The sequence below is a fragment of the Curtobacterium sp. MCPF17_031 genome (assembly GCF_003234035.1).
In the GTDB taxonomy this organism is placed as follows: Bacteria; Actinomycetota; Actinomycetes; order Actinomycetales; family Microbacteriaceae; genus Curtobacterium.
In genome coordinates this window covers 176,364-194,299 of record NZ_QKSG01000003.1, presented here as the reverse complement: position 1 = coordinate 194,299, position 17,936 = coordinate 176,364, and the positions used below count along the sequence as shown (strand labels likewise).

At 72.3% G+C, this 17,936-nt stretch carries 16 protein-coding genes; 8 read left to right on the top strand and 8 right to left on the bottom strand.

What is annotated here, in order from left to right:
- Nucleotides 1-39: 39 nt before the first annotated feature.
- The 3 genes from DEJ31_RS06220 (at nt 40) to DEJ31_RS06210 (ending at nt 2,426) form a co-directional block, all read left to right on the top strand.
- Nucleotides 40-615 (top strand): uridine kinase, encoded by a 576-nt coding sequence (locus DEJ31_RS06220; RefSeq protein ID WP_111121440.1) that lies wholly within the window; start codon nt 40-42, stop codon nt 613-615.
- A gap of 199 nt (nt 616-814) precedes the next feature.
- Entirely contained in the window at nt 815-1,360 is a 546-nt protein-coding gene (locus DEJ31_RS06215; RefSeq protein WP_181421555.1) for an RNA polymerase sigma factor, read from the top strand.
- The gene (locus DEJ31_RS06210; protein ID WP_111121439.1) at nt 1,353-2,426 is read left to right on the top strand and encodes a CU044_5270 family protein; all 1,074 of its coding nucleotides are present in this window, start codon (nt 1,353-1,355) and stop codon (nt 2,424-2,426) included. Before DEJ31_RS06215 ends, DEJ31_RS06210 begins: the two co-directional genes overlap by 8 nt.
- Before the next feature lie 51 nt (nt 2,427-2,477).
- On the opposite strand, the gene DEJ31_RS06205 is transcribed toward DEJ31_RS06210, so the two are convergent.
- Together DEJ31_RS06205 and DEJ31_RS06200 are read right to left on the bottom strand one after the other, a co-directional pair.
- Nucleotides 2,478-5,096: a polynucleotide kinase-phosphatase gene (locus DEJ31_RS06205; RefSeq protein ID WP_111043472.1), complete on the bottom strand. Its 2,619-nt coding sequence runs from the start codon at nt 5,094-5,096 to the stop codon at nt 2,478-2,480.
- The gene (locus DEJ31_RS06200) at nt 5,093-6,586 is read right to left on the bottom strand and encodes a 3' terminal RNA ribose 2'-O-methyltransferase Hen1 (RefSeq protein ID WP_111121438.1); all 1,494 of its coding nucleotides are present in this window, start codon (nt 6,584-6,586) and stop codon (nt 5,093-5,095) included. The genes DEJ31_RS06205 and DEJ31_RS06200 overlap by 4 nt, the downstream gene beginning before the upstream one ends.
- A gap of 188 nt (nt 6,587-6,774) precedes the next feature.
- On the opposite strand from DEJ31_RS06200, the gene DEJ31_RS06195 reads away from it, so the two are divergent.
- From DEJ31_RS06195 to DEJ31_RS06185, 3 genes are all read left to right on the top strand, one after another.
- Nucleotides 6,775-7,386, top strand: coding sequence for a hypothetical protein (locus DEJ31_RS06195; protein ID WP_111121437.1), 612 nt, complete (start codon nt 6,775-6,777; stop codon nt 7,384-7,386).
- A 69-nt stretch (nt 7,387-7,455) separates the two neighbouring features.
- On the top strand, nt 7,456-8,043 hold the full coding sequence (locus tag DEJ31_RS06190) for a dihydrofolate reductase family protein (RefSeq protein ID WP_111121537.1): 588 nt from the start codon (nt 7,456-7,458) through the stop codon (nt 8,041-8,043).
- Between the two features lie 415 nt (nt 8,044-8,458).
- Nucleotides 8,459-9,787 carry a glycoside hydrolase family 16 protein gene (locus DEJ31_RS06185; protein WP_220033145.1) on the top strand — a complete coding sequence of 443 codons (1,329 nt, stop codon included), beginning with the start codon at nt 8,459-8,461 and terminating at the stop codon, nt 9,785-9,787.
- Nucleotides 9,788-9,849: 62 nt separating this feature from the next.
- Here the strand turns inward: DEJ31_RS06185 and tsaE are convergent, their stop codons facing one another.
- The 5 genes from tsaE to glmS are packed head-to-tail and all read right to left on the bottom strand — an operon-like array spanning nt 9,850 to nt 14,856.
- Nucleotides 9,850-10,305: a tRNA (adenosine(37)-N6)-threonylcarbamoyltransferase complex ATPase subunit type 1 TsaE gene (gene tsaE, locus DEJ31_RS06180; RefSeq protein WP_110903594.1), complete on the bottom strand. Its 456-nt coding sequence runs from the start codon at nt 10,303-10,305 to the stop codon at nt 9,850-9,852.
- A gap of 38 nt (nt 10,306-10,343) precedes the next feature.
- Complete coding sequence (alr, locus tag DEJ31_RS06175) at nt 10,344-11,507, bottom strand: alanine racemase (RefSeq protein ID WP_181427311.1); 1,164 nt, start codon at nt 11,505-11,507, stop codon at nt 10,344-10,346.
- Nucleotides 11,504-12,607 (bottom strand): alanine racemase, encoded by a 1,104-nt coding sequence (gene alr, locus DEJ31_RS06170; protein WP_111043477.1) that lies wholly within the window; start codon nt 12,605-12,607, stop codon nt 11,504-11,506. Before alr (DEJ31_RS06170) ends, alr (DEJ31_RS06175) begins: the two co-directional genes overlap by 4 nt.
- Nucleotides 12,604-13,002: a holo-ACP synthase gene (locus DEJ31_RS06165; protein ID WP_111043478.1), complete on the bottom strand. Its 399-nt coding sequence runs from the start codon at nt 13,000-13,002 to the stop codon at nt 12,604-12,606. Before DEJ31_RS06165 ends, alr (DEJ31_RS06170) begins: the two co-directional genes overlap by 4 nt.
- Before the next feature lie 6 nt (nt 13,003-13,008).
- Nucleotides 13,009-14,856, bottom strand: coding sequence for a glutamine--fructose-6-phosphate transaminase (isomerizing) (glmS, locus tag DEJ31_RS06160; RefSeq protein WP_110903534.1), 1,848 nt, complete (start codon nt 14,854-14,856; stop codon nt 13,009-13,011).
- Between the two features lie 70 nt (nt 14,857-14,926).
- Here glmS and DEJ31_RS06155 point away from each other — a divergent pair, with 70 nt between their 5' ends.
- Entirely contained in the window at nt 14,927-15,412 is a 486-nt protein-coding gene (locus DEJ31_RS06155; protein WP_110903535.1) for a glutathione peroxidase, read from the top strand.
- Between the two features lie 107 nt (nt 15,413-15,519).
- Entirely contained in the window at nt 15,520-16,464 is a 945-nt protein-coding gene (gene coaA, locus DEJ31_RS06150; RefSeq protein WP_110903536.1) for a type I pantothenate kinase, read from the top strand.
- Between the two features lie 90 nt (nt 16,465-16,554).
- Here the strand turns inward: coaA and glmM are convergent, their stop codons facing one another.
- On the bottom strand, nt 16,555-17,928 hold the full coding sequence (gene glmM, locus DEJ31_RS06145) for a phosphoglucosamine mutase (protein ID WP_110903537.1): 1,374 nt from the start codon (nt 17,926-17,928) through the stop codon (nt 16,555-16,557).
- Between the last annotated feature and the right edge of the window lie 8 nt (nt 17,929-17,936).

Here is a 17,936-nt window from a genome sequence, read left to right as displayed (position 1 = left end):
ATCGTAGGCGCGGACGGACGCCCGCCCTACGCTGACGGGATGGACCGCGATGCCCTGATCGAGCACGTCCGGACACTCGGTGGATCGGCACGGTCGCCTCTCGTGATCGGGGTGTCCGGCCACTGTGGGTCCGGCAAGTCGACGCTCGCCCGTGCGCTCGTCGGCGCGCTGCCCGGGGCGGTCCGGATCCGCGGTGACGACTTCCTCGATCCGACCCGGTCGCACCGGCGGTCGACGGACTGGAACGGCGTGGAACGCCTGCGGCTCGCCGCCGAGGTCCTCGAGCCACACCGCGCCGGTCGTGCGAGCACGTTCCGCCGGTTCGACTGGTCGAGCCGTGCGCTCGGGACGCCGGAGCCGTTGCCGGCCACCGACCTGCTCGTGGTCGACCTGATCGGGCTCTTCCACCCGGAGGTCCGAGGGGCGCTGGACCTCACGGTCTGGTGCGACGTCGACCTCGACGAGGCGGCTCGGCGCGGGATCGCCCGGGACCACGAACTCGGACGGTCGCACGACGACCTGTGGCGGGATGTCTGGATCCCGAACGACCGCGACTTCACCGAGCGTTTCGCCCCGCGGGAGTCCGCAGACGTCCGGTACCGCTCGCGCGCCTGACACCCGCTCATCCGGACGCCCGAGAACGGGTGAAGCCGCCGTGACCCGAGGGACTACGACGGCTTCCAGAACCCGAGCAGCCTTTCGACTGCGGGACTATGCATCGACAGTAGCGTCACGCTCGAACGCTGACCGACACACTCGCGGCCTTCCGGGGACGAAGATGGAACTCCCCCACCCCGATCGGGCAACACCAATCGTGCCCAGCAACCATCCCCCGCCAGACGCCGCCGCCGAGCTCGGTCGCCAGTTCGACCTGCACGGCCGCCGCATCCTGCGCTACCTCGCCCGCCGCACCGACCTGCAGAGCGCCGAGGACATCCTCAGCGAGACGTTCGTCACGGCCCTGGTGCGGTGGGGTTCGTTCGACCCGGAGCGGCAGGAGCCGTTGCCGTGGCTGTTCGGCATCGCGACGAACCTGCTCAGCCGACACTGGCGCTCGCAGCGGCGGACGCTCCGGGCGATGTCCCGTTCCGCGACACCGGAGCACGTCGAGGACGAGACCGGCGACCGCGTCGACGTGCAGCGTGCCGTGCAGGCGGTGGTCCGGGAGCTCGACCGGATGCGCCCCGCGGTCCGGGACACCGTGCTGCTGTACGCGTGGGCCGAGCTCACCTACGAGCAGATCGCGGCGGCGACGGGCGTCCCCGTCGGGACCGTCCGCTCCCGACTGAACCGCGCCCGCACGGCCCTCCGTGCCGTCCCGGGCGCCGCCGACTCCCTGAACGGACCCCTCCATGTCTGATGACGACCTCTCCACCCTCCGTCTGCTGCGGCAGGACGACGTGCCGCCCGAGGTCCTCGACGCGGCGCTCGACCGTGCACGCATGCGGTTCGACGCCGCCGCGCAGGCCGCGACGGTGACCGCCCCGGGGACGGGAGGCGCGGGTCCGGCCCGCACCGTCCCTCCCGTCCGTCCCCGTCGTCGGTTCCGCCCCGTCCTGGTCGCCGGTGCCGCGGTGGTGCTCGCCGGCGGCCTGGTCGCCTCCGGGATCGGGATCACGCACTGGTCGTCGCCCGCGCCGGCTGCTGCGGCCACGTTGCGCGAGGCCGCCCGTGCCGCCGCCGACGACCGGGCACCCGTCGGCGCCTTCACGAAGGTGGTCGAGACCGAGCGGGCGCTCGGGTACGCGACCTCGGACGGGGAGCACTACGACGAGGGGTACCTGGCGCCGACGACGAGCACGACGTGGGTGCCGGCCGACGTGTCCGGCACCTGGGTCCGCGAGACGTGGTCGGGGCCAGCGACGACCTTCTACGGCGGCGCCGCTGCCCGGAAGGCCGCGGCGGACGACTACGCGGCCGAGGCGCACCGCGACGACCCCCGGTGGGAGCGTGCGGTCGGCGGGGACTTCACGGTCGGCGAGCTGGGCGGGGTCCGACCGGGCACGCTGACGGTGGCGGACATCGAGGGCCTGCCCCGCGATCCCGATGCCCTCGTCCGCCGGATCGAGGACGCGCCCCGAGCGGTGGACACGACGGACGCGGAGCACGTGTTCGACACCGTCCAGGAGCTCCTCCGGACCGGACTGGTGCCCGCCGACCTCCGCGCGGCGATGTACGAGGCACTGGCGACCCTGCCGGGCATCGTCGTCACCGAGGAGCAGGCGTCACTCGACGGTCGGGTCGGGACGGCCGTCGGGCTGCCGGCACGCACCGGTGGGGAACGCCAGGACGTGATCATCGACCGGACGTCCGGCACCTACCTCGGCGAACGGACCGTGCAGACGCAGCGGAACGGCAGCATCCCCGCGGGGACGCTGATCGACTCGGTGTCCGTCCGGGTCCTCCCGGTGGACGACCAGCCCTGACGGGTTCCGGGCGGGGGGCGGACGGGCGACCTGCTCCCGTCCGCCCACCGCTCACAACCGCGGGTCGACCGCCTCGGACTCCATCGCCAGCACCCCGAACACGGCCTGGTGCACGCGCCACAGCGGCTCCCCCTCGACGAAGCGTTCGAGCGACTCCAGCCCGAGGGCGTATTCGCGGAGCGCCATCGACCGCTTGTGCCCGAGGTCCCGGTCCTTCAGCCGCGCCAGGTTTCCGGGCTCGGTGTACTCCGGCCCGTAGATGATCCGCAGGTACTCCCGCCCGCGGACCTTCACGCCCGGCTGCACGAGCCCCTTCGGCCCCCGGGTCAGGTTCGACTCGGGCTTCACGACGGCGCCCTCACCGCCGGCGCCGGTGCGTTCCTGCCACCACTCGGTCCCGGCCGCGCAGCTGGCCTCGTCGCGCACGTCGACGAGCAGTGACCGGGTCGCGCGCACCACGTCCGGTGCAGCGGCAGCCAGCCGGTCGGCGATCGCCATGTGCCAGCCGTGCGGCCGGTCGGCGAACGTCCGTCCCTCGGCCGCGAGGACCTGGAACGGCGCGAACCGCACGTCGTCGAGGCCGGTCGCCGGGTCGGCGTACCGCCGGTAGGACTCGGTGTAGGCGGTCGCGTCGACCGCGCGCTGCTCGGTCCGGGCCAGCAGGTCGGTGACGTCGACCCCGCTGTCCCGGGCTGCGGCGAGCGCGGCCAGGGCGTCCGGGAACGCCCCGCCAGCAGCGGCGCCCACCTCGGCGTACCAGTCGCGGATCATGCCCTCGGCCTTGACCGCCCACGGCAGCACCTCGCCGTCGAGCAGCAGCCAGTCGGTGTCGAGCTCGTCCCAGAGGCCAGCTGCGTCGACGGCCGCGTCGAGCCGTCCGAGGAAGGTCCGGGTGCCCGCGGCACCGAAGAACGCCCGGCCGGTGCGAGTCGTGACGACGCCGTTCCAGTCGGCCGCAGCACCGAACCGAGCGGGGTCGCGTGCGAGCAGCACGGTCCCGCGGGAGCCCATGTGCTTCTCCTCCATCCGGACCTGGTCGACGCCCTGGCCCCGGTAGTAGGCGAACGCCTCGTCCGGGTGCTCCAGGTGGTCCGGGCGTGCAGAGGTCGCGACCGGGCTCATGGTCGGCGGCAGGTACGGCAGCCAGCGCGGGTCGACGGCGAAGCGGCTCATCACCTCGAGGGCGCCGGCGGCGTTCTCGGCGCGGATGCCGATCCGGCCGTGGTGCCGGGTCTCGACGATCTGTTTACCGGTGACGTCCTCGATCGGCAGCAGTCCGGGGACGCGACGCGGTGCGGCGGGGCCGGCCACGGGCCTCCCGGCCGGACTGGAGGCACGCCCCGCGTCCGCACCGTCGGCACCTGTCGTCGACGTGCCCGGCCCGCGCAGCGGCTCGAGCGGCTTGGCGGCTTCGTAGTGGACCCGCTCGGCGTCGACCTGGACGACCTCGCGCTCGGGGTAGCGCAGCGCGGAGAGCTTGCCGCCGAACACGCACCCGGTGTCGAGGCACATGGTGCCGTTGATCCACTCGGCGTCGACGGTCGGGGTGTGCCCGTACAGGACCATCGCCGATCCGCGGTAGTCGTCGGCCCACGGCAGGCGGACGGGCAGGCCGTACTCGTCGCTCTCCCCGGTGGTGTCACCGTAGAGCGCGAAGGACCGCACCCGGCCGGAGGCCCGGCCCTGGTACTGCTCCTTCAGCCCGGCGTGGGCGACGACGAGCCGGCCGTCGTCGAGCACCAGGTGGCCGACGAGGGCGCGGCAGAACTCGCGGACCTCGTCGCGGAAGGCGTCCGGCTCGGCGGCGAGCTGGGCGAGGGTCTCGGCGAGCCCGTGCGCGGTCTGCACCTTGCGGCCGTCGAGCGCGCGGACGAGCTTGTCCTCGTGGTTGCCGGGCACGGCGAGGGCGTGGCCGTTCCGCACCATGCCCATCACGAGGCGGAGGACGCCCGGGGAGTCCGGTCCGCGGTCGACCAGGTCGCCGAGGAACAGCGCCTGACGGCCCTCCGGGTGGACGGCGTCGACGGGGCGACCGAGGTCGTCGCGGACCAGGCTCCAGCCGAGCCGACCGAGGAGCGACTCGAGCTCGGAGCGGCAGCCGTGCACGTCCCCGATCACGTCGAACGGGCCGTGCTCGCCCGTCCGGTCGTTGAGCAGGGGCTCGCGGACGATCGTGGCGGCGGCGATCTCGTCCTCGCCGTGCAGCACGTGGACGCGGCGGAAACCCTCCTTGCCCAGGCCCTTGAGCCCGCGCCGGAGCTGTCCCTGCTGGCGGCGGATGACCTCGGGTCCGAAGTCCCGACCGGTGCGGGCGGCGTTCCGGGCGACGCAGACCGGCTCGGGGACGTCGAGGACGATCGCGACCGGCAGGACGTCGTGCGCGCGGGCGAGCTCCACGAAGTCGCGGCGGGCCTCGGCCTGGACGTTCGTCGCGTCGACGACGGTGAGCAGTCCGGCGCGCAGACGCTGCGCGGCGACGTGCTTCAGGGCCTCGAAGGCGGCCGGGGTCGCGGCCTGGTCGTCCTCGTCGTTCGAGACGAGGCCGCGGAAGAAGTCGCTCGACAGGGTCTCGAACCGGCCGAAGTGCTGCGCGGCGAACGTGGACTTGCCGGAGCCGCTCGTGCCGACGAGGAGCACCAGGGACATGGTGGGGACGGTCAGGGCGGTCATGCGGCGGTGCCTCCGGTCGTCGTGCTGATGGTCGTCAGGCTGCCGTTCGTCGGGCTGCTGGTCGTGTGGCGGCGGAACAGGGCGAGCTGCGTGGGTGGGCCGACCTCGGGGTCGTCGTCACCGACGGGTCGGTGCTCGACCGTGTAGCCGTGCCGGTCGGCGACGGCCTGCGCCCAGGTGCGGAACTCGTCGCGCGTCCACTCGAACCGGTGATCCGGGTGTCGGAACCGGCCGGCCGCCAGCGAGGCGAAGCGGACGTTGTGCTCGGCGTTCGGGGTGGTCACGACGACGGCTGCGGGTCGGGCGGCCAGGAACACCGACGCCTCGAGCGCCGGCAGTCGCTCGGGGTCGACGTGCTCGACGACCTCCATGAGCACCACCGCGTCGAGTCCGGCGATGCGGTCGTCGGAGTACGTGACCGACGACCGCAGCAGCCGCACCCGGGCACGCTGCTCGTCGCTGACGTCGTCGAGCCGCAGGCGCCGCTCGGCTCGTGCGAGTTCGCGGGGTGCCACGTCGGTGCCGATGATCGTCGTGAACGACCGGTCGGCGAACAGGTGTCGGAGCAGGGCACCCTCGCCGCAGCCGACGTCGGCGACGGTGTGGGCCTGCACGTCGGCGAGCGCCGTCAGGACGGCCTCGGCACGGCGCCGGTACAGGGGCGTCTCGCGAGCCGACGTCCCGTCGTCGTCCGCGGACGCCTCGTCGACGGGCGCGTCCACCGCCCCGCCGTCCCCGGCCGTGCCGTCGAGCCCCAGCAGCCGGGACGTCGCGTCGTCCACGAGCGACCGCTGGTGCGCGAGCGACCGGCTGGTGATGAGCTCCCGGAGCGGGTGCTCGGCGAGCCACCCCTCACCCCGGCGGAGCAGCATGCCGACCTCGTCGTCCCCGACCCAGTAGTGCTTGGCGTCGTCGAGCACCGGCAGCAGCACGGTGAGCTGCCGCAGCGCGTCCGAGAGCCGGACCCGCCCGCGGAGCCGCAGGCCGACCGTGGCGGCGTCGCCCCACTCCGGTCGCGTGTCGTCGAGCGGTCGCCGGGTCTCATCGACGTCCCAGCCGAGGGGCGCGAACAGCCGCGAGGCCAGGCCGACGCCGTGCTCGTCGACCTCGCTCGGCACGCTGGTCAGGGCGAGCTCCAGGTCGATCGGTGCGGCCGCGCGCTCCGGCCGGGAGGTGCTGCGCCCGCCCATCGCGCTGCGGAACACCTGCCCGATCGCGAGCGCGAGCATCGAGGTGGAGGCGTACGGCCGGTCGTTCACGTACCGGGACAGGGCCTGCGCGTCCACGCCGTACCGCTTGCTGCACGCGAGGGCGATCGCGTCGACCTCGAGCAACAGGGCGGCGGAGCACACGTCCGGGGTGTCCACGGGGTAGAAGACGTGCGCCGTACCGACGCTGAGGTCGAAGGACTGTGCCCGACCGGGGTGCTTGTGCAGCAGGTGGGAGAGGTCCGGGGCCGCGTCGCCGCGGGTGGTGATGGTCACGAGCATGGCGTGGCCTCCGATCGTCGTCGTCCGGCACCGCTGCCGGCCGGCTGGTCCGAGGCCGGAGAGCGAGCCTAGTACCAGCGAACGGCGCACAGGGAACGTCAGCAGACTGGGACGTCGACCGTCCCGCCGACCCCGGCACCGGTCCCGCCACAGGAGGCCCGCGCCGGGTCCCGGACAGGAGGCCCGTGATGGTCGTCTACGACAGCCGCCCGACCCGACGTGCCCGGCAGGTCGTCGCCGACGTGCTCGTCCTGGTCGGCATGGTCCTGGCGGTGGTCGTCGGCCGCGACGTCGCCGGTTCGATCACGCGGCTCGCCACGATCGGAACGCGCGTGCAGTCCGAGGGGTCGGCGTTCCAGCAACAGCTGTCCGCCACCGCCCGGGCACTGTCGCGGATCCCGCTGGCCGGCGACGCCGTCAGTGCGCCGCTCCGGAAGGCGAGCGAGCACGCGGGCGCCGTCGCTGCCGCGGGCGCCGAGCAGCACGACACCGCACTGCACCTCGCGCACCTGGTCGGCGGTGGCCTGACCGTCGTCGTCATCGCGCTCCTGCTGCTGGTGTGGATGCGGACCCGTGGGCGTTTCGTCCGGGTGGCGACCGCGACCAGTCGGGTCGACCGGTCGCCGGACGGGGCGGAGTTGCTCGCGCTCCGGGCACTCGTCCGCCGGGACGCGGTCGTCGCCCTCGGCCCCGGTGTGGTGGACCGGTGGCGTGGGCGGGACCCGCAGACGGTGGCGGCGCTGGCGGACCTCGAGCGTCGGAGCTGTGGCCTCCGGACCCGAGCGGCGGCTCGTCGCTGAGCGGTCCGCTCGTCCTTGTCGGTGCTCTGCTGCGGCGCTACCGTCGAGACACCGACGAAGGAGTCCGCCGTGCCCGCTCGGTTCGTGTACTGGATGAACGTCTCGCTCGACCTGCTCATCGAGCGCGACCGTGACGACCACAGCGGCCTGGACGGCCCGGACTGGCTGCACATCGACGAGCCGCTGCACCGGGAGTTCAACGACCGGGCACGGTCCATGTCGATGTTCGTCGAGGGCCGGGTCGTCCGCGACTTGATGGACCCTTTCTGGCCCGACGCCCGGCACGACGATTCACTGCCGCAGTGGTTGCGCGAGTTCGGCGAGGTCTGGACCGACATCCCGAAGGTCCTGGTGTCCCGGACCCGGACGAGCGAGGAGCACCACACGCGCGTCATCGGCGGGGACGACGCGATCGAACAGCTCGCGGCCCTCCGCCGGGAGTCCCAGGGGGACATCGCGGTCGGCGGTGCCACCCTCGCCACGCAGCTGCTCGCCGCCGGGCTCCTCGACGAGCTGCTGCTCTACACGCACCCCGCGGTCCTCGGCACCGGCCGGCCGCTCTTCGACGAGCCGGTCGCGGAACCCCTGCTGCTCGACCTGCTCGAACAGCGTTCCTTCCACAACGGCGTGACCCTCACCCGGTACGCGATCCGCTGAGGGAGGCGTCGGCGCACCCGTCTGCCGCGTCGTGATCCCACGACATCGACATCTCGACGTTCGAGATGCGCGGATCGCGGGACCTCGGAGCGATCGGCGTGAGGTCGAGGGCGCCTGACTCGGGTTCGGGTCACGTGGCAGGCGCCCTCGCGCTACGACGCCGTCGGGTTCGACGTACGATCACGACGAGGCCGGCCCGGTAATGGGGGACGGGCATGCCGCGGCTAGGGACCGCGGAGTAGCGCGGGCGACGCTACGCGCTCCGTTCTCGATACCCAAGCGTTCTGAGATCATCGTCCGATCTCCGCGGGAACCGGACCGCGCTTGTCCGTCGATGTGCCGACTTGGCAGCCGGCCGCCGGGAGCAGGAGGCTTGCGCTCGTTCGACTCACGAGAGAAGGCAACGATGCCTCACATGACCATCACCCTGCGACGGGCGGCGCTCGCGTCGTTCGCGGTGTTCGCCGCCGCGGTCCTGCCGATCGCGTCCGTCACGGCGCCACAGGCCGCCCACGCCGCGATCCCGTCAGCACCCACGGGCTTCACGCAGACCTGGAGCGACGACTTCACCGGCGCCGCCGGCACCGGACTCGACCAGGGGCAGTGGAAGTACGACACCGGACCGGGCAGCAGCTTCGGGACCGGTGAGATCGAGACCATGACGAGCAGCACGGCGAACGTCCGCCACGACGGTCAGGGCCACCTGGTGCTGCAGGCGCTGCACAGCGGCACGAACCCGTCGACCGGCTGGACCTCCGGCCGGGTGGAGACGCAGGCGGCCACCTTCGGGGCTGCTCCCGGCGGTGTGGTCCGGATCGAGTCCGTGCTGCAGCAGCCGAACGTCACCCCGGCGAACGGCATGGGCTACTGGCCCGCGTTCTGGATGCTCGGCGCGCCCCTCCGGTCCGGGGTCACCTGGCCCGGTTCCGGCGAGGTCGACATCATGGAGGACGTCAACGGCCGCAGTTCCGTCTTCAGCACCATCCACTGCGGCATCAACCCCGGCGGCCCCTGCAACGAGTCGACGGGCATCGGTTCGGGCGAACACGCCTGTGCCGGCTGCCAGACCGGGTTCCACGACTACGCGGTCGAGATCGACCGGTCGACGTCGCCGGAGCAGGTCCGCTTCTCTCTCGACGGAACGGTCTTCGCCACGGTGAAGGCGAACCAGGTCGATGCGACCACGTGGTCGAACGCCATCGACCACCCGTTCTTCATCATCTACGACCTGGCGATCGGCGGCGGCTTCCCGAACGCGTTCGGCGGTGGTCCGAACGCGTCGACCGCGTCCGGCGGTCAGCTCGTGATCGACTCCGTGGCGGTCTACAACAAGGGTCCGGTCGCCGGTGGTGGGACGGTCACCGGGCGGACCATCGCCGCGCCCGGGGGCACGTGCGTCGACGTCGCGGGTGACGACACCGGTGGTGACGGGTCCGCGGTGCAGCTCTGGGACTGCGCGGCGGCGGCGAAGGACCAGCACTGGACTGCCAGCGGGCAGACCCTGCAGACCCTCGGCAAGTGCCTCGACATCGCCGGAGGGGTGAGCGCCGCGGGCACGAAGCTCCAACTCGCGACTTGCAACGGCGGCGGCTACCAGAACTGGCTGGCGCAGTCGGACGGGTCGCTCCGGAACCCGACCAGCGGCCGGTGTGTCGACGCACCGGGCGGCGCCACGACGAACGGCACCCGGTTGCAGATCTGGGACTGCAACGGCACCCCAGCGCAGCGGTTCGTCCTCAGCTGAGCCGGGCCGGCCGGTCGGGGTCCGCGAATCAGGGTCCGGTCAGGGTCCCCGCTGGTCGGGCGTCAGAGCCTGATGCCCGACCAGCGGGGACCGGTGCCGGTCACCACCACTCGACGGGGTTCGTCGGGGACGTCGTCCGGATCGAGGTCGTCGCCGAGGTCGTCGCCACCGCCGGTCGGCCGGGTGATCTCGACGTCCAGGATGCTGTCGCTGACCCCGTCGACCATGCCGCGGCCCCACTCCACGACGACGATCGAGCCGTCCCAGTCGAGGTCCAGGTCGTCGAGCTCGACCGGGTCCGACAGCCGGTACGCGTCCACGTGCACCAGGTCCGGGCCGGCCGTGGTCGGGTGCGTCCGCGCGAGCACGAACGTCGGACTCGACACCTGCCCGCGCGCACCGAGCGCGGTGCCGAGGCCCCGCGTCATCGTGGTCTTGCCAGCGCCCAGCGGCCCGGTGAGGACGACCAGGTCGCCGGCCCGGAGCACCGCGGCGATCCGGGCACCGAGCGCCCCCATCTCGTCCGTCGTCGCGACCGTGGTGTCGAGGAGGACGGTCACGAGCGTTCGCCCCGCAGGTACTCCCCCACCCGACCCTCGCCGGAGTGCCCCTCGTGGACGCGCTGGACCCGGCTGCCGATCCGACAGACGATCTCCTCGCCGATGGTGTCGAGCGCACGCCCCCACTCGAGCACCGTGGACTCGCCGTCCTCGCCGGTGCCGAACAGCGTCACGGTGTCGCCCACCCGGACGTCGTCGTCTCCGACGTCGACCAGGAACTGGTCCATCGCGACCCGGCCGGCGATCGGGTAGCGGGTGTCGTTGATCGCGACCTCGATGCGTCCCTGTGCCACGCGGGGGACGCCGTCCGCGTAGCCGACGGGCACGAGCGCCAGGGTCGTCTCGGTGTCCGTGCGGTACGTGTAGTCGTAGGAGACGCCGGTACCGACCGGGACGCGCTTCGTCTTCGCCACGGACGCCGTCAGGGTCATCACGGGCGTCAGGCCGAGGTCGGCGGCGGACACTCCGTCGGCACCGGGGATGCCGAACAAGTTGGCGCCCATCCGGACCATGTCCTTCCGGAACTCCTTGCGTTCCAGGCCCGCGAGCGACGCGGCGACGTGCTCCCACCGGATGTCGAGCCCCAGGTCCTCGGCCTGCTCGACCATCGCGTCGAAGTGCGCCACTGCCGCGGCGTCGTCGGCGTCCGAGGACTCCGCCAGGTGTGTGTAGGCGGCGACGACCTCGATCCGGCCGTCGCGCTGGGCGTCGCGCGCCAGTTCCACCAGCGCGGTCCAGTCCGCCGCCGTCGCGCCGTCACGGTGCAGACCGCTGTCGACACCCAGGTGCACGCGGGCCGGTCGCTGGTCCACCGCGTCGACGATGCGGCGCAGCTCGGCGACGTTCGAGACACCGAGGTCGACGGCGGAGTCGATCGCGTCGCGGAAGTCCAGCCCCGGGTCGTGCTGCCAGGTGAACAGGTGGACGTCCTCGCCGACGCCGATCGCGCGCAGCCGCAGCGCTGCCGGCACCGTCAGCACCCCGATCCACCGGATCCCCGCGTCGACCGCGGTCAGCGCGATCGGTTCGAGGCCGTGGCCGTACGCGTCGGCCTTCATGATCGCCATCACCTCGACCGGGTCCATCCAGGACCGGACGAGATCGAGGTTGGCACGGTAGGCGTCCAGGTCGATGACCGCCCGGCGCAGTCCTGCGCTCACGTCGTCCTCCGTTCGACGCTGCGGCCGACGCGGGCGACCACCTCGTAGTTGATGGTGCCGATCGCATCGGCCCACTCCTCGACCGCGGGGTCGCCGTTCGCCGGGTCGCCCCAGAGCACGACCTCGTCCCCGATCGCGACGTCCGCGTCCCCGATGTCGATGTGCATCGCGTTCATGGCCACCCGGCCGACGACCGGGAATCGGCGGTCCCCGATCCGCACCGAGACGTGGTTGCCGTAGGCGCGGTCGAAGCCGTCGGCGTAGCCGAGCCCGATGACCGCGAGCCGGGTGTCCTGCTCGGCGCGCCAGGTGTACCCGTACGAGACGCCGTCCCCGGCGGGCACGGCGACCGTCCGCAGCACCGCGGCGGTCACCCGCATCGCCGGCCGCAGCCCGAGTTCAGCGGAGGTGCGGTCCGGGAACGGGCTGAGTCCGTAGAGCGCCAGGCCGACCCGGGTCAGGTCCCGTCGGGTCTCCGGCAGCGCCAGGCTGCCCGCGCTGGCCGCGAGGTGCACGACGTCGGGGCGGATGCCGACCGCCGCGAGGCCGTCGAGCGCCCGCTGCAGCGCCGCGTCCTGGTCCAGGTCGTCCGAGCGCGATGCGTTCGACAGGTGCGACATCACCCCCTCGATCCGGGTGCGGTCGCCGCCGCGGGACAGTGCGGCTGCGGTGGCGAACAACTCGGGCCACTCGGACTCCACCGCACCGTTGCGGCTGAGGCCGGTGTCCACGACCAGGTGCACCTCGGGGACGTCGGCGTCGGCCGCGGTGGAGAGCTGCTCGACGCTGGAGACCGCCGGGGTGATGCCGTACCGGGCCGCACGACGGAAGTCCTCGTCGGGGGCGTGCAACCACGCCAGGATCCGGACGCCCTCGTCGATGCCGGCCTCGCGGAGTGCCACCGCCTCGTCGAGGTCCGCGACCCCGAGCCAGTCCGCACCCGCGTCCACCAGGGCCCGGGCGACCTCGACGGCGCCGTGCCCGTACGCGTCCGCCTTCACCACCGCGACGACGCCGGCCGGAGCCACCTGTTCCGCGACCGTGGCGTAGTTGGCGATCAACGCCTCCCGGTCGACGGTCACCCCCGTGAACGCGCTCACGCGATCGGTCCTTCCGTTGCGGGCCGGTCCCGGCCCTCGATGACGACGAACGCCGTCGCGATCCCACCGTCGTGCGACAGCGAGAGGTGCACGTGCGCGACGCCGCGCTCGTCGGCGACCCGCTGGGCGCCCTGGTGCAGGGTGAGGGACGGGTTCCGCTGGTCGTCGGCGACGACCTCGAGTTCCCGCCAGCTCAGGCCGGCGCTCGACCCGAAGGCCTTGATCAACGCCTCCTTCGCCGCGAACCGGGCGGCGAGCGATGCCACCGGGCGCGGCTCACCGTCCCGCAGCTGCTCGGCGTCGGTGAACAGCCGCGACCGCATCGCGGGGGTCCGTGTCAGGACCCGCTCGAACCGTTCCAGGTCGACCACGTCGACCCCGATGCCGATGATCATCGCCGACTACTCGACGGTGACCGACTTCGCGAGGTTGCGTGGCTGGTCCACGTCGAGCCCCTTCGCGGCCGCGAGCTCCATGCCGAACATGTGCAGCGGGGCGACGGCGAGCAGGGGCTCGAACAGCGGCGTCGCGAGCGGGATCCGCAGGACCTCGTCGGCGAAGGGCAGCACCGCGGCGTCGCCCTCTTCCGCGATCGCGATCACCCGGGCACCGCGGGCGCGGATCTCCTGGATGTTCGACACGACCTTCGGGTGCAGCGAGCGGGCGTCACGCGGTGACGGCACGATCACGAAGACGATCTGGCCGGGCTCGATCAGTGCGATCGGGCCGTGCTTGAGCTCACCGGCGGCGAAGCCCTCGGCGTGGATGTAGGCGAGCTCCTTGAGCTTGAGCGCACCCTCGAGTGCGATCGGGTACCCGACGTGGCGCCCGAGGAACAGCACGCTGCGGGTGTCGGCCATCCACTTGGCGAGCTCGGCGACCCCGGCGGCGTCCTCGATGGTCTGCTGGAGCTTGGCGGGCAAGCCCTCGAGCTCGGCGACCTGCTCGGCGATCTGCTCGGCGGTCAGCGTGCCCCGGAGTGTGGCGAGGTGCAGCCCGAGCAGGTAGAGCGCGACGCCCTGGGCCAGGAACGCCTTCGTCGACGCCACGGCGACCTCGGGGCCGGCGTGCGTGTAGATCACCGCGTCGGACTCGCGCGGGATCGTCGCGCCCTGGGTGTTGCAGATCGAGAGGACCTGGGCGCCCTGCTCGCGCGCGTACTTGACGGCCATCAGCGTGTCCATGGTCTCGCCGGACTGGCTGATCGAGACGACGAGCGTGCGGTCGTTCAACACCGGGTCGCGGTAGCGGAACTCGTGGGCGAGCTCGACCTCCACCGGGATCCGGGACCACTGCTCGATCGCGTACTTGCCGAGCATGCCGGCGTAGGCCGCGGTGCCGCAGGCGATGACGATGACGCGGTCGACCTGCTGCAACCGCTCGGCGATCGGGTCGAGGTCGGTCAGGGTGACCGCACCCTCGTGCACGCGGCCGAGGACCGTGTTGCGCACGGCCTCGGGCTCCTCGCTGATCTCCTTCGCCATGAAGGAGGACCAGCCGCCCTTGTCCGCGGCCGAGGCGTCCCAGTTCACCTCGAACTCGTTGCGGTCGGCGGGGGTTCCGTCGAAGTGGATGACGTCCACGCCGTCGGGGCGGATCGTCGCGATCTCGTCCTGCCCGATCGCGAGCGCGCGCTGCGTGTGGGCGACGAACGCGGCGACGTCGGAGCCCATGAAGTTCTCGCCGTCGCCCAGGCCCACCACGAGGGGCGAGTTGCGACGGGCGCCGACGACGACGCCGGGCTGGTCGGCGTGCACGACGAGGAGCGTGAAGGCGCCGTCGAGGCGGGCGACCGTGCGACGCATCGCCTCGGTCAGGTCGTGGGTGTCGCGGAACTCGCGCGCGACGAGGTGTGCCGCGACCTCGGAGTCGGTCTCGCTGTGGAACACGACGCCCTCGGCCAGCAGTTCGTCCTTCAGCGGGGCGAAGTTCTCGATGATGCCGTTGTGGATCAGCGCGAGCTTGCCGCCGTCCGCCAGGTGCGGGTGCGCGTTCTCGTCCGTCGGGCCGCCGTGCGTCGCCCAGCGTGTGTGGCCGATGCCGGTGCCGCCGTCCGCGATCGGGTTCGTGTCGAGCTCGTCGACGAGCATCTGGAGCTTGCCGGCCTTCTTCGCCGAGGTCAGGTCCCCGGACGGGTCGACCACGGCGATGCCGGCCGAGTCGTAGCCGCGGTACTCGAGGCGCCGGAGGCCCCCGAGGAGGACGTCCGTGCTGCTGTTGCTGCCGACGTATCCGACGATTCCACACATGGGATCGATCCTACGGGCAGCGCGGGGAGCACCCTGCGAACCGCACGGCGGGTGGGGATAGCCTCCGGAGATGGGACGCTTCGACGACATCGAGATCACCACCATCAAGGGCGAGACCACCACGTTCGGCAGCTTCGGTGACAAGGCGGTGCTCGTGGTGAACGTCGCCTCGCGCTGCGGCCTCGCTCCGCAGTACGAACAGCTCGAGGAACTGCAGCGCACGTACGGTCCGCGGGGCTTCACCGTGCTGGGCTTCCCGAGCAACCAGTTCCTGCAGGAACTCGGCTCGTCCGAGGCCATCGAGGAGTACTGCTCGACCACCTGGGGCGTCAGCTTCCCGATGTCCGAGAAGGTCAAGGTGAACGGCCGCTCGGCGCACCCGCTCTACCGCGAACTCACCCAGGCTGCGGACGCCTCTGGCAAGGCCGGACGGGTCATCTGGAACTTCGAGAAGTTCCTCGTCGCCCCGGACGGCACGGTCACGCGCTTCCGCCCGACGGTCAAGCCGGACGCCCCCGAGGTGGTCGCCGCCATCGAGGCGGCGCTCCCCGCCTGATCGGCACCGGCACCGGCACCGGCACACGCATCCTGACGGGAGGCCCGTCCACCGCCGTCGACGTCGCTGACCGGTGACGCGCCTCCCGGCTGAGTACGCTCGATCCCATGCCGATCCCGGAGACGACCGTCGCGCACCCCACCCCCTTCGTGGAGATCCCCCGGGACGAGTGGTCGCAGCTCGCGCCGAAGGAGCACCTCTCACTCACGGAGACCGAGATCGTGCAGTTGCGCGGCTTGGGCGACCGGCTCGACATCACCGAGGTGCAGGACGTGTACCTGCCGCTCTCCCGGCTGTTGACGCTGTACGCCGCCGGCGCGCGGGACCTGCACGCGGAGACCAGCCGTTTCCTCGGTGAACGCGCCGGCCGGACGCCGTTCGTGATCGGCGTCGCCGGGTCGGTGGCCGTCGGCAAGAGCACCGTCGCGCGTCTGCTCCGTGAGCTCACGAAGCGCTGGCCGGACACCCCGCGGGTGGAGCTCGTGACCACCGACGGGTTCCTGTACCCGAACGCCGAGCTCGAACGCCGCGGGATCATGGACCGGAAGGGCTTCCCGGAGTCGTACGACCGCCGCTCCCTACTGCGCTTCGTCAGCCAGGTGAAGAGCGGCGCCACCGAGGTCCGGGCGCCGTACTACTCGCACCTGGTCTACGACATCGTGCCGGACGCCGAGATCGTCGTGCGGCAGCCGGACATCCTCATCGTCGAGGGGCTCAACGTGCTCGCGCCGCCGGTGCACGGGCGGCTCGCGCTGAGCGACCTGTTCGACTTCACCATCTACGTCGACGCCAAGACCAAGGACATCGAGTCCTGGTACGTCGACCGGTTCCTGGCGTTGCAGGAGCAGGCGTTCTCGAGCCCGGACTCGTTCTTCCACCGCTTCGCCGCGCTGTCCCGGGAGGACGCGGTGCAGACCGCCACCGGGGTCTGGCGAGCGATCAACGAGCCGAACCTCCTCGAGAACGTGCTGCCCACGCGTTCCCGGGCGACCCTCGTGCTGAAGAAGGCCGCCGACCACAAGGTGACGAGCGTCCTGCTCCGCAAGATCTGACGCGCGGCGGCGCAGGTGGCCGCGGCCGCGCGGTGTCCGCCGTCTCCGCCATCGGACGCCGGGCGCGGGCCGCAGGGCGCGGGCCGCGCGCTAGGCGGCCTCGAGCGTCAGGCGCTCCCGGACGACGTCCGCGAGCTCCTCGGCGACGCGCTGGGCGTCCTCCTGGGAGGCGGCCTCGACCATCACGCGGACGACCGGCTCGGTACCGGAGGGGCGCAGCAGCACCCGGCCGGTGTCGCCCAGCGCCAGCGTGGCGGCAGCGATCGCGTCCTGCACGCCCTGGTCCTGCAGTCCGTGCCGGTCCACGCCCTTGACGTTGAGCAGCACCTGCGGGAACACAGTCATGCACGCCGCCAGCTCGCCGAGCGTCTTGCCGGTGCGGGCCATCTCGGCGACGAGGTGGAGGCCCGTCAGGACCCCGTCGCCCGTCGTCGCGTAGTCGTTGAAGATGATGTGGCCGGACTGCTCGCCGCCGAGCGAGTAGCCGCCCTCGGTCATCTTCTCGAGCACGTAGCGGTCGCCGACACCGGCCTCGATCACGGTGATGCCCGCGTCCGCCATCGCCCGCTTGAGCCCGAGGTTCGACATCACCGTCGCGACGAGGGTGTCGTCGATCAGTCGGCCGCGTTCCTTGAGGGACAGCGCGAGGATCGCCATGATCTGGTCGCCGTCCACCGCGTTGCCCTCGGCGTCCACCGCCAGGCACCGGTCCGCGTCGCCGTCGTGCGCGATGCCGACGTCGGCTCCGGCCTCGAGGACCGCACGAGCCAGGTTGTCGATGTGGGTCGAGCCGACACCGTCGTTGATGTTGATGCCGTTCGGGTCGGCACCGATCAGCGTCACCTTCGCGCCGGCGTTGACGAACACCTCGGGCGAGACCCCGGAGGCTGCCCCGTTCGCGCAGTCGAGCACGACGTGGATGCCGTCGAGTCGGTGCGGCAGCGTGCCGAGCAGGTGCACGACGTAGCGGTCCTCGGCGTCGGCGAACCGCGTGATGCGCCCGACTTCGGCACCCGTCGGGGTGGGTGCGGACTGGTCGTGCATGGCCGCTTCGATGCGGTCCTCGACCTCGTCCGGCAGCTTGCGGCCGCCAGCGGCGAAGAACTTGATCCCGTTGTCCGGCGCCGGGTTGTGCGACGCCGAGATCATCACGCCGAAGTCGGCGTCGATGTCCGCGACGAGGTACGCCGCTGCGGGCGTGGGGATGACCCCGGCGTCGAGGACGTCGACGCCGGCGGAGGCGAGCCCGGCTGCAACGGCAGCACCCAGGAACTCGCCGGAGACGCGCGGGTCGCGCGCGAGCACGGCCTTGGGGCGCGTGCGACCGGACGCTCGACGAGCGTCCGCATGGTGTCCGTGCGTGAGCACGGCCGCGCTCGCCTGGGCAAGGCCCAGTGCGAGCGCGGCCGTCAACTCGCCGTTGGCGAGGCCACGAACGCCGTCGGTACCGAACAGACGCGGCATGCGATCTC

Coding starts and splice junctions, on each gene's coding strand:
- DEJ31_RS06220 (WP_111121440.1), top strand. CDS start 40: ATGGACCGCGATGCCCTGATCGAGCACGTCCGGACACTCGGTGGATCG.
- DEJ31_RS06210 (WP_111121439.1), top strand. CDS start 1,353: ATGTCTGATGACGACCTCTCCACCCTCCGTCTGCTGCGGCAGGACGAC.
- DEJ31_RS06205 (WP_111043472.1), bottom strand. CDS start 5,096: ATGACCGCCCTGACCGTCCCCACCATGTCCCTGGTGCTCCTCGTCGGC.
- DEJ31_RS06200 (WP_111121438.1), bottom strand. CDS start 6,586: ATGCTCGTGACCATCACCACCCGCGGCGACGCGGCCCCGGACCTCTCC.
- DEJ31_RS06195 (WP_111121437.1), top strand. CDS start 6,775: ATGGTCGTCTACGACAGCCGCCCGACCCGACGTGCCCGGCAGGTCGTC.
- DEJ31_RS06185 (WP_220033145.1), top strand. CDS start 8,459: ATGACCATCACCCTGCGACGGGCGGCGCTCGCGTCGTTCGCGGTGTTC.
- tsaE (WP_110903594.1), bottom strand. CDS start 10,305: ATGGGGGCGCTCGGTGCCCGGATCGCCGCGGTGCTCCGGGCCGGCGAC.
- DEJ31_RS06165 (WP_111043478.1), bottom strand. CDS start 13,002: ATGATCATCGGCATCGGGGTCGACGTGGTCGACCTGGAACGGTTCGAG.
- glmS (WP_110903534.1), bottom strand. CDS start 14,856: ATGTGTGGAATCGTCGGATACGTCGGCAGCAACAGCAGCACGGACGTC.
- DEJ31_RS06155 (WP_110903535.1), top strand. CDS start 14,927: ATGGGACGCTTCGACGACATCGAGATCACCACCATCAAGGGCGAGACC.
- coaA (WP_110903536.1), top strand. CDS start 15,520: ATGCCGATCCCGGAGACGACCGTCGCGCACCCCACCCCCTTCGTGGAG.
- glmM (WP_110903537.1), bottom strand. CDS start 17,928: ATGCCGCGTCTGTTCGGTACCGACGGCGTTCGTGGCCTCGCCAACGGC.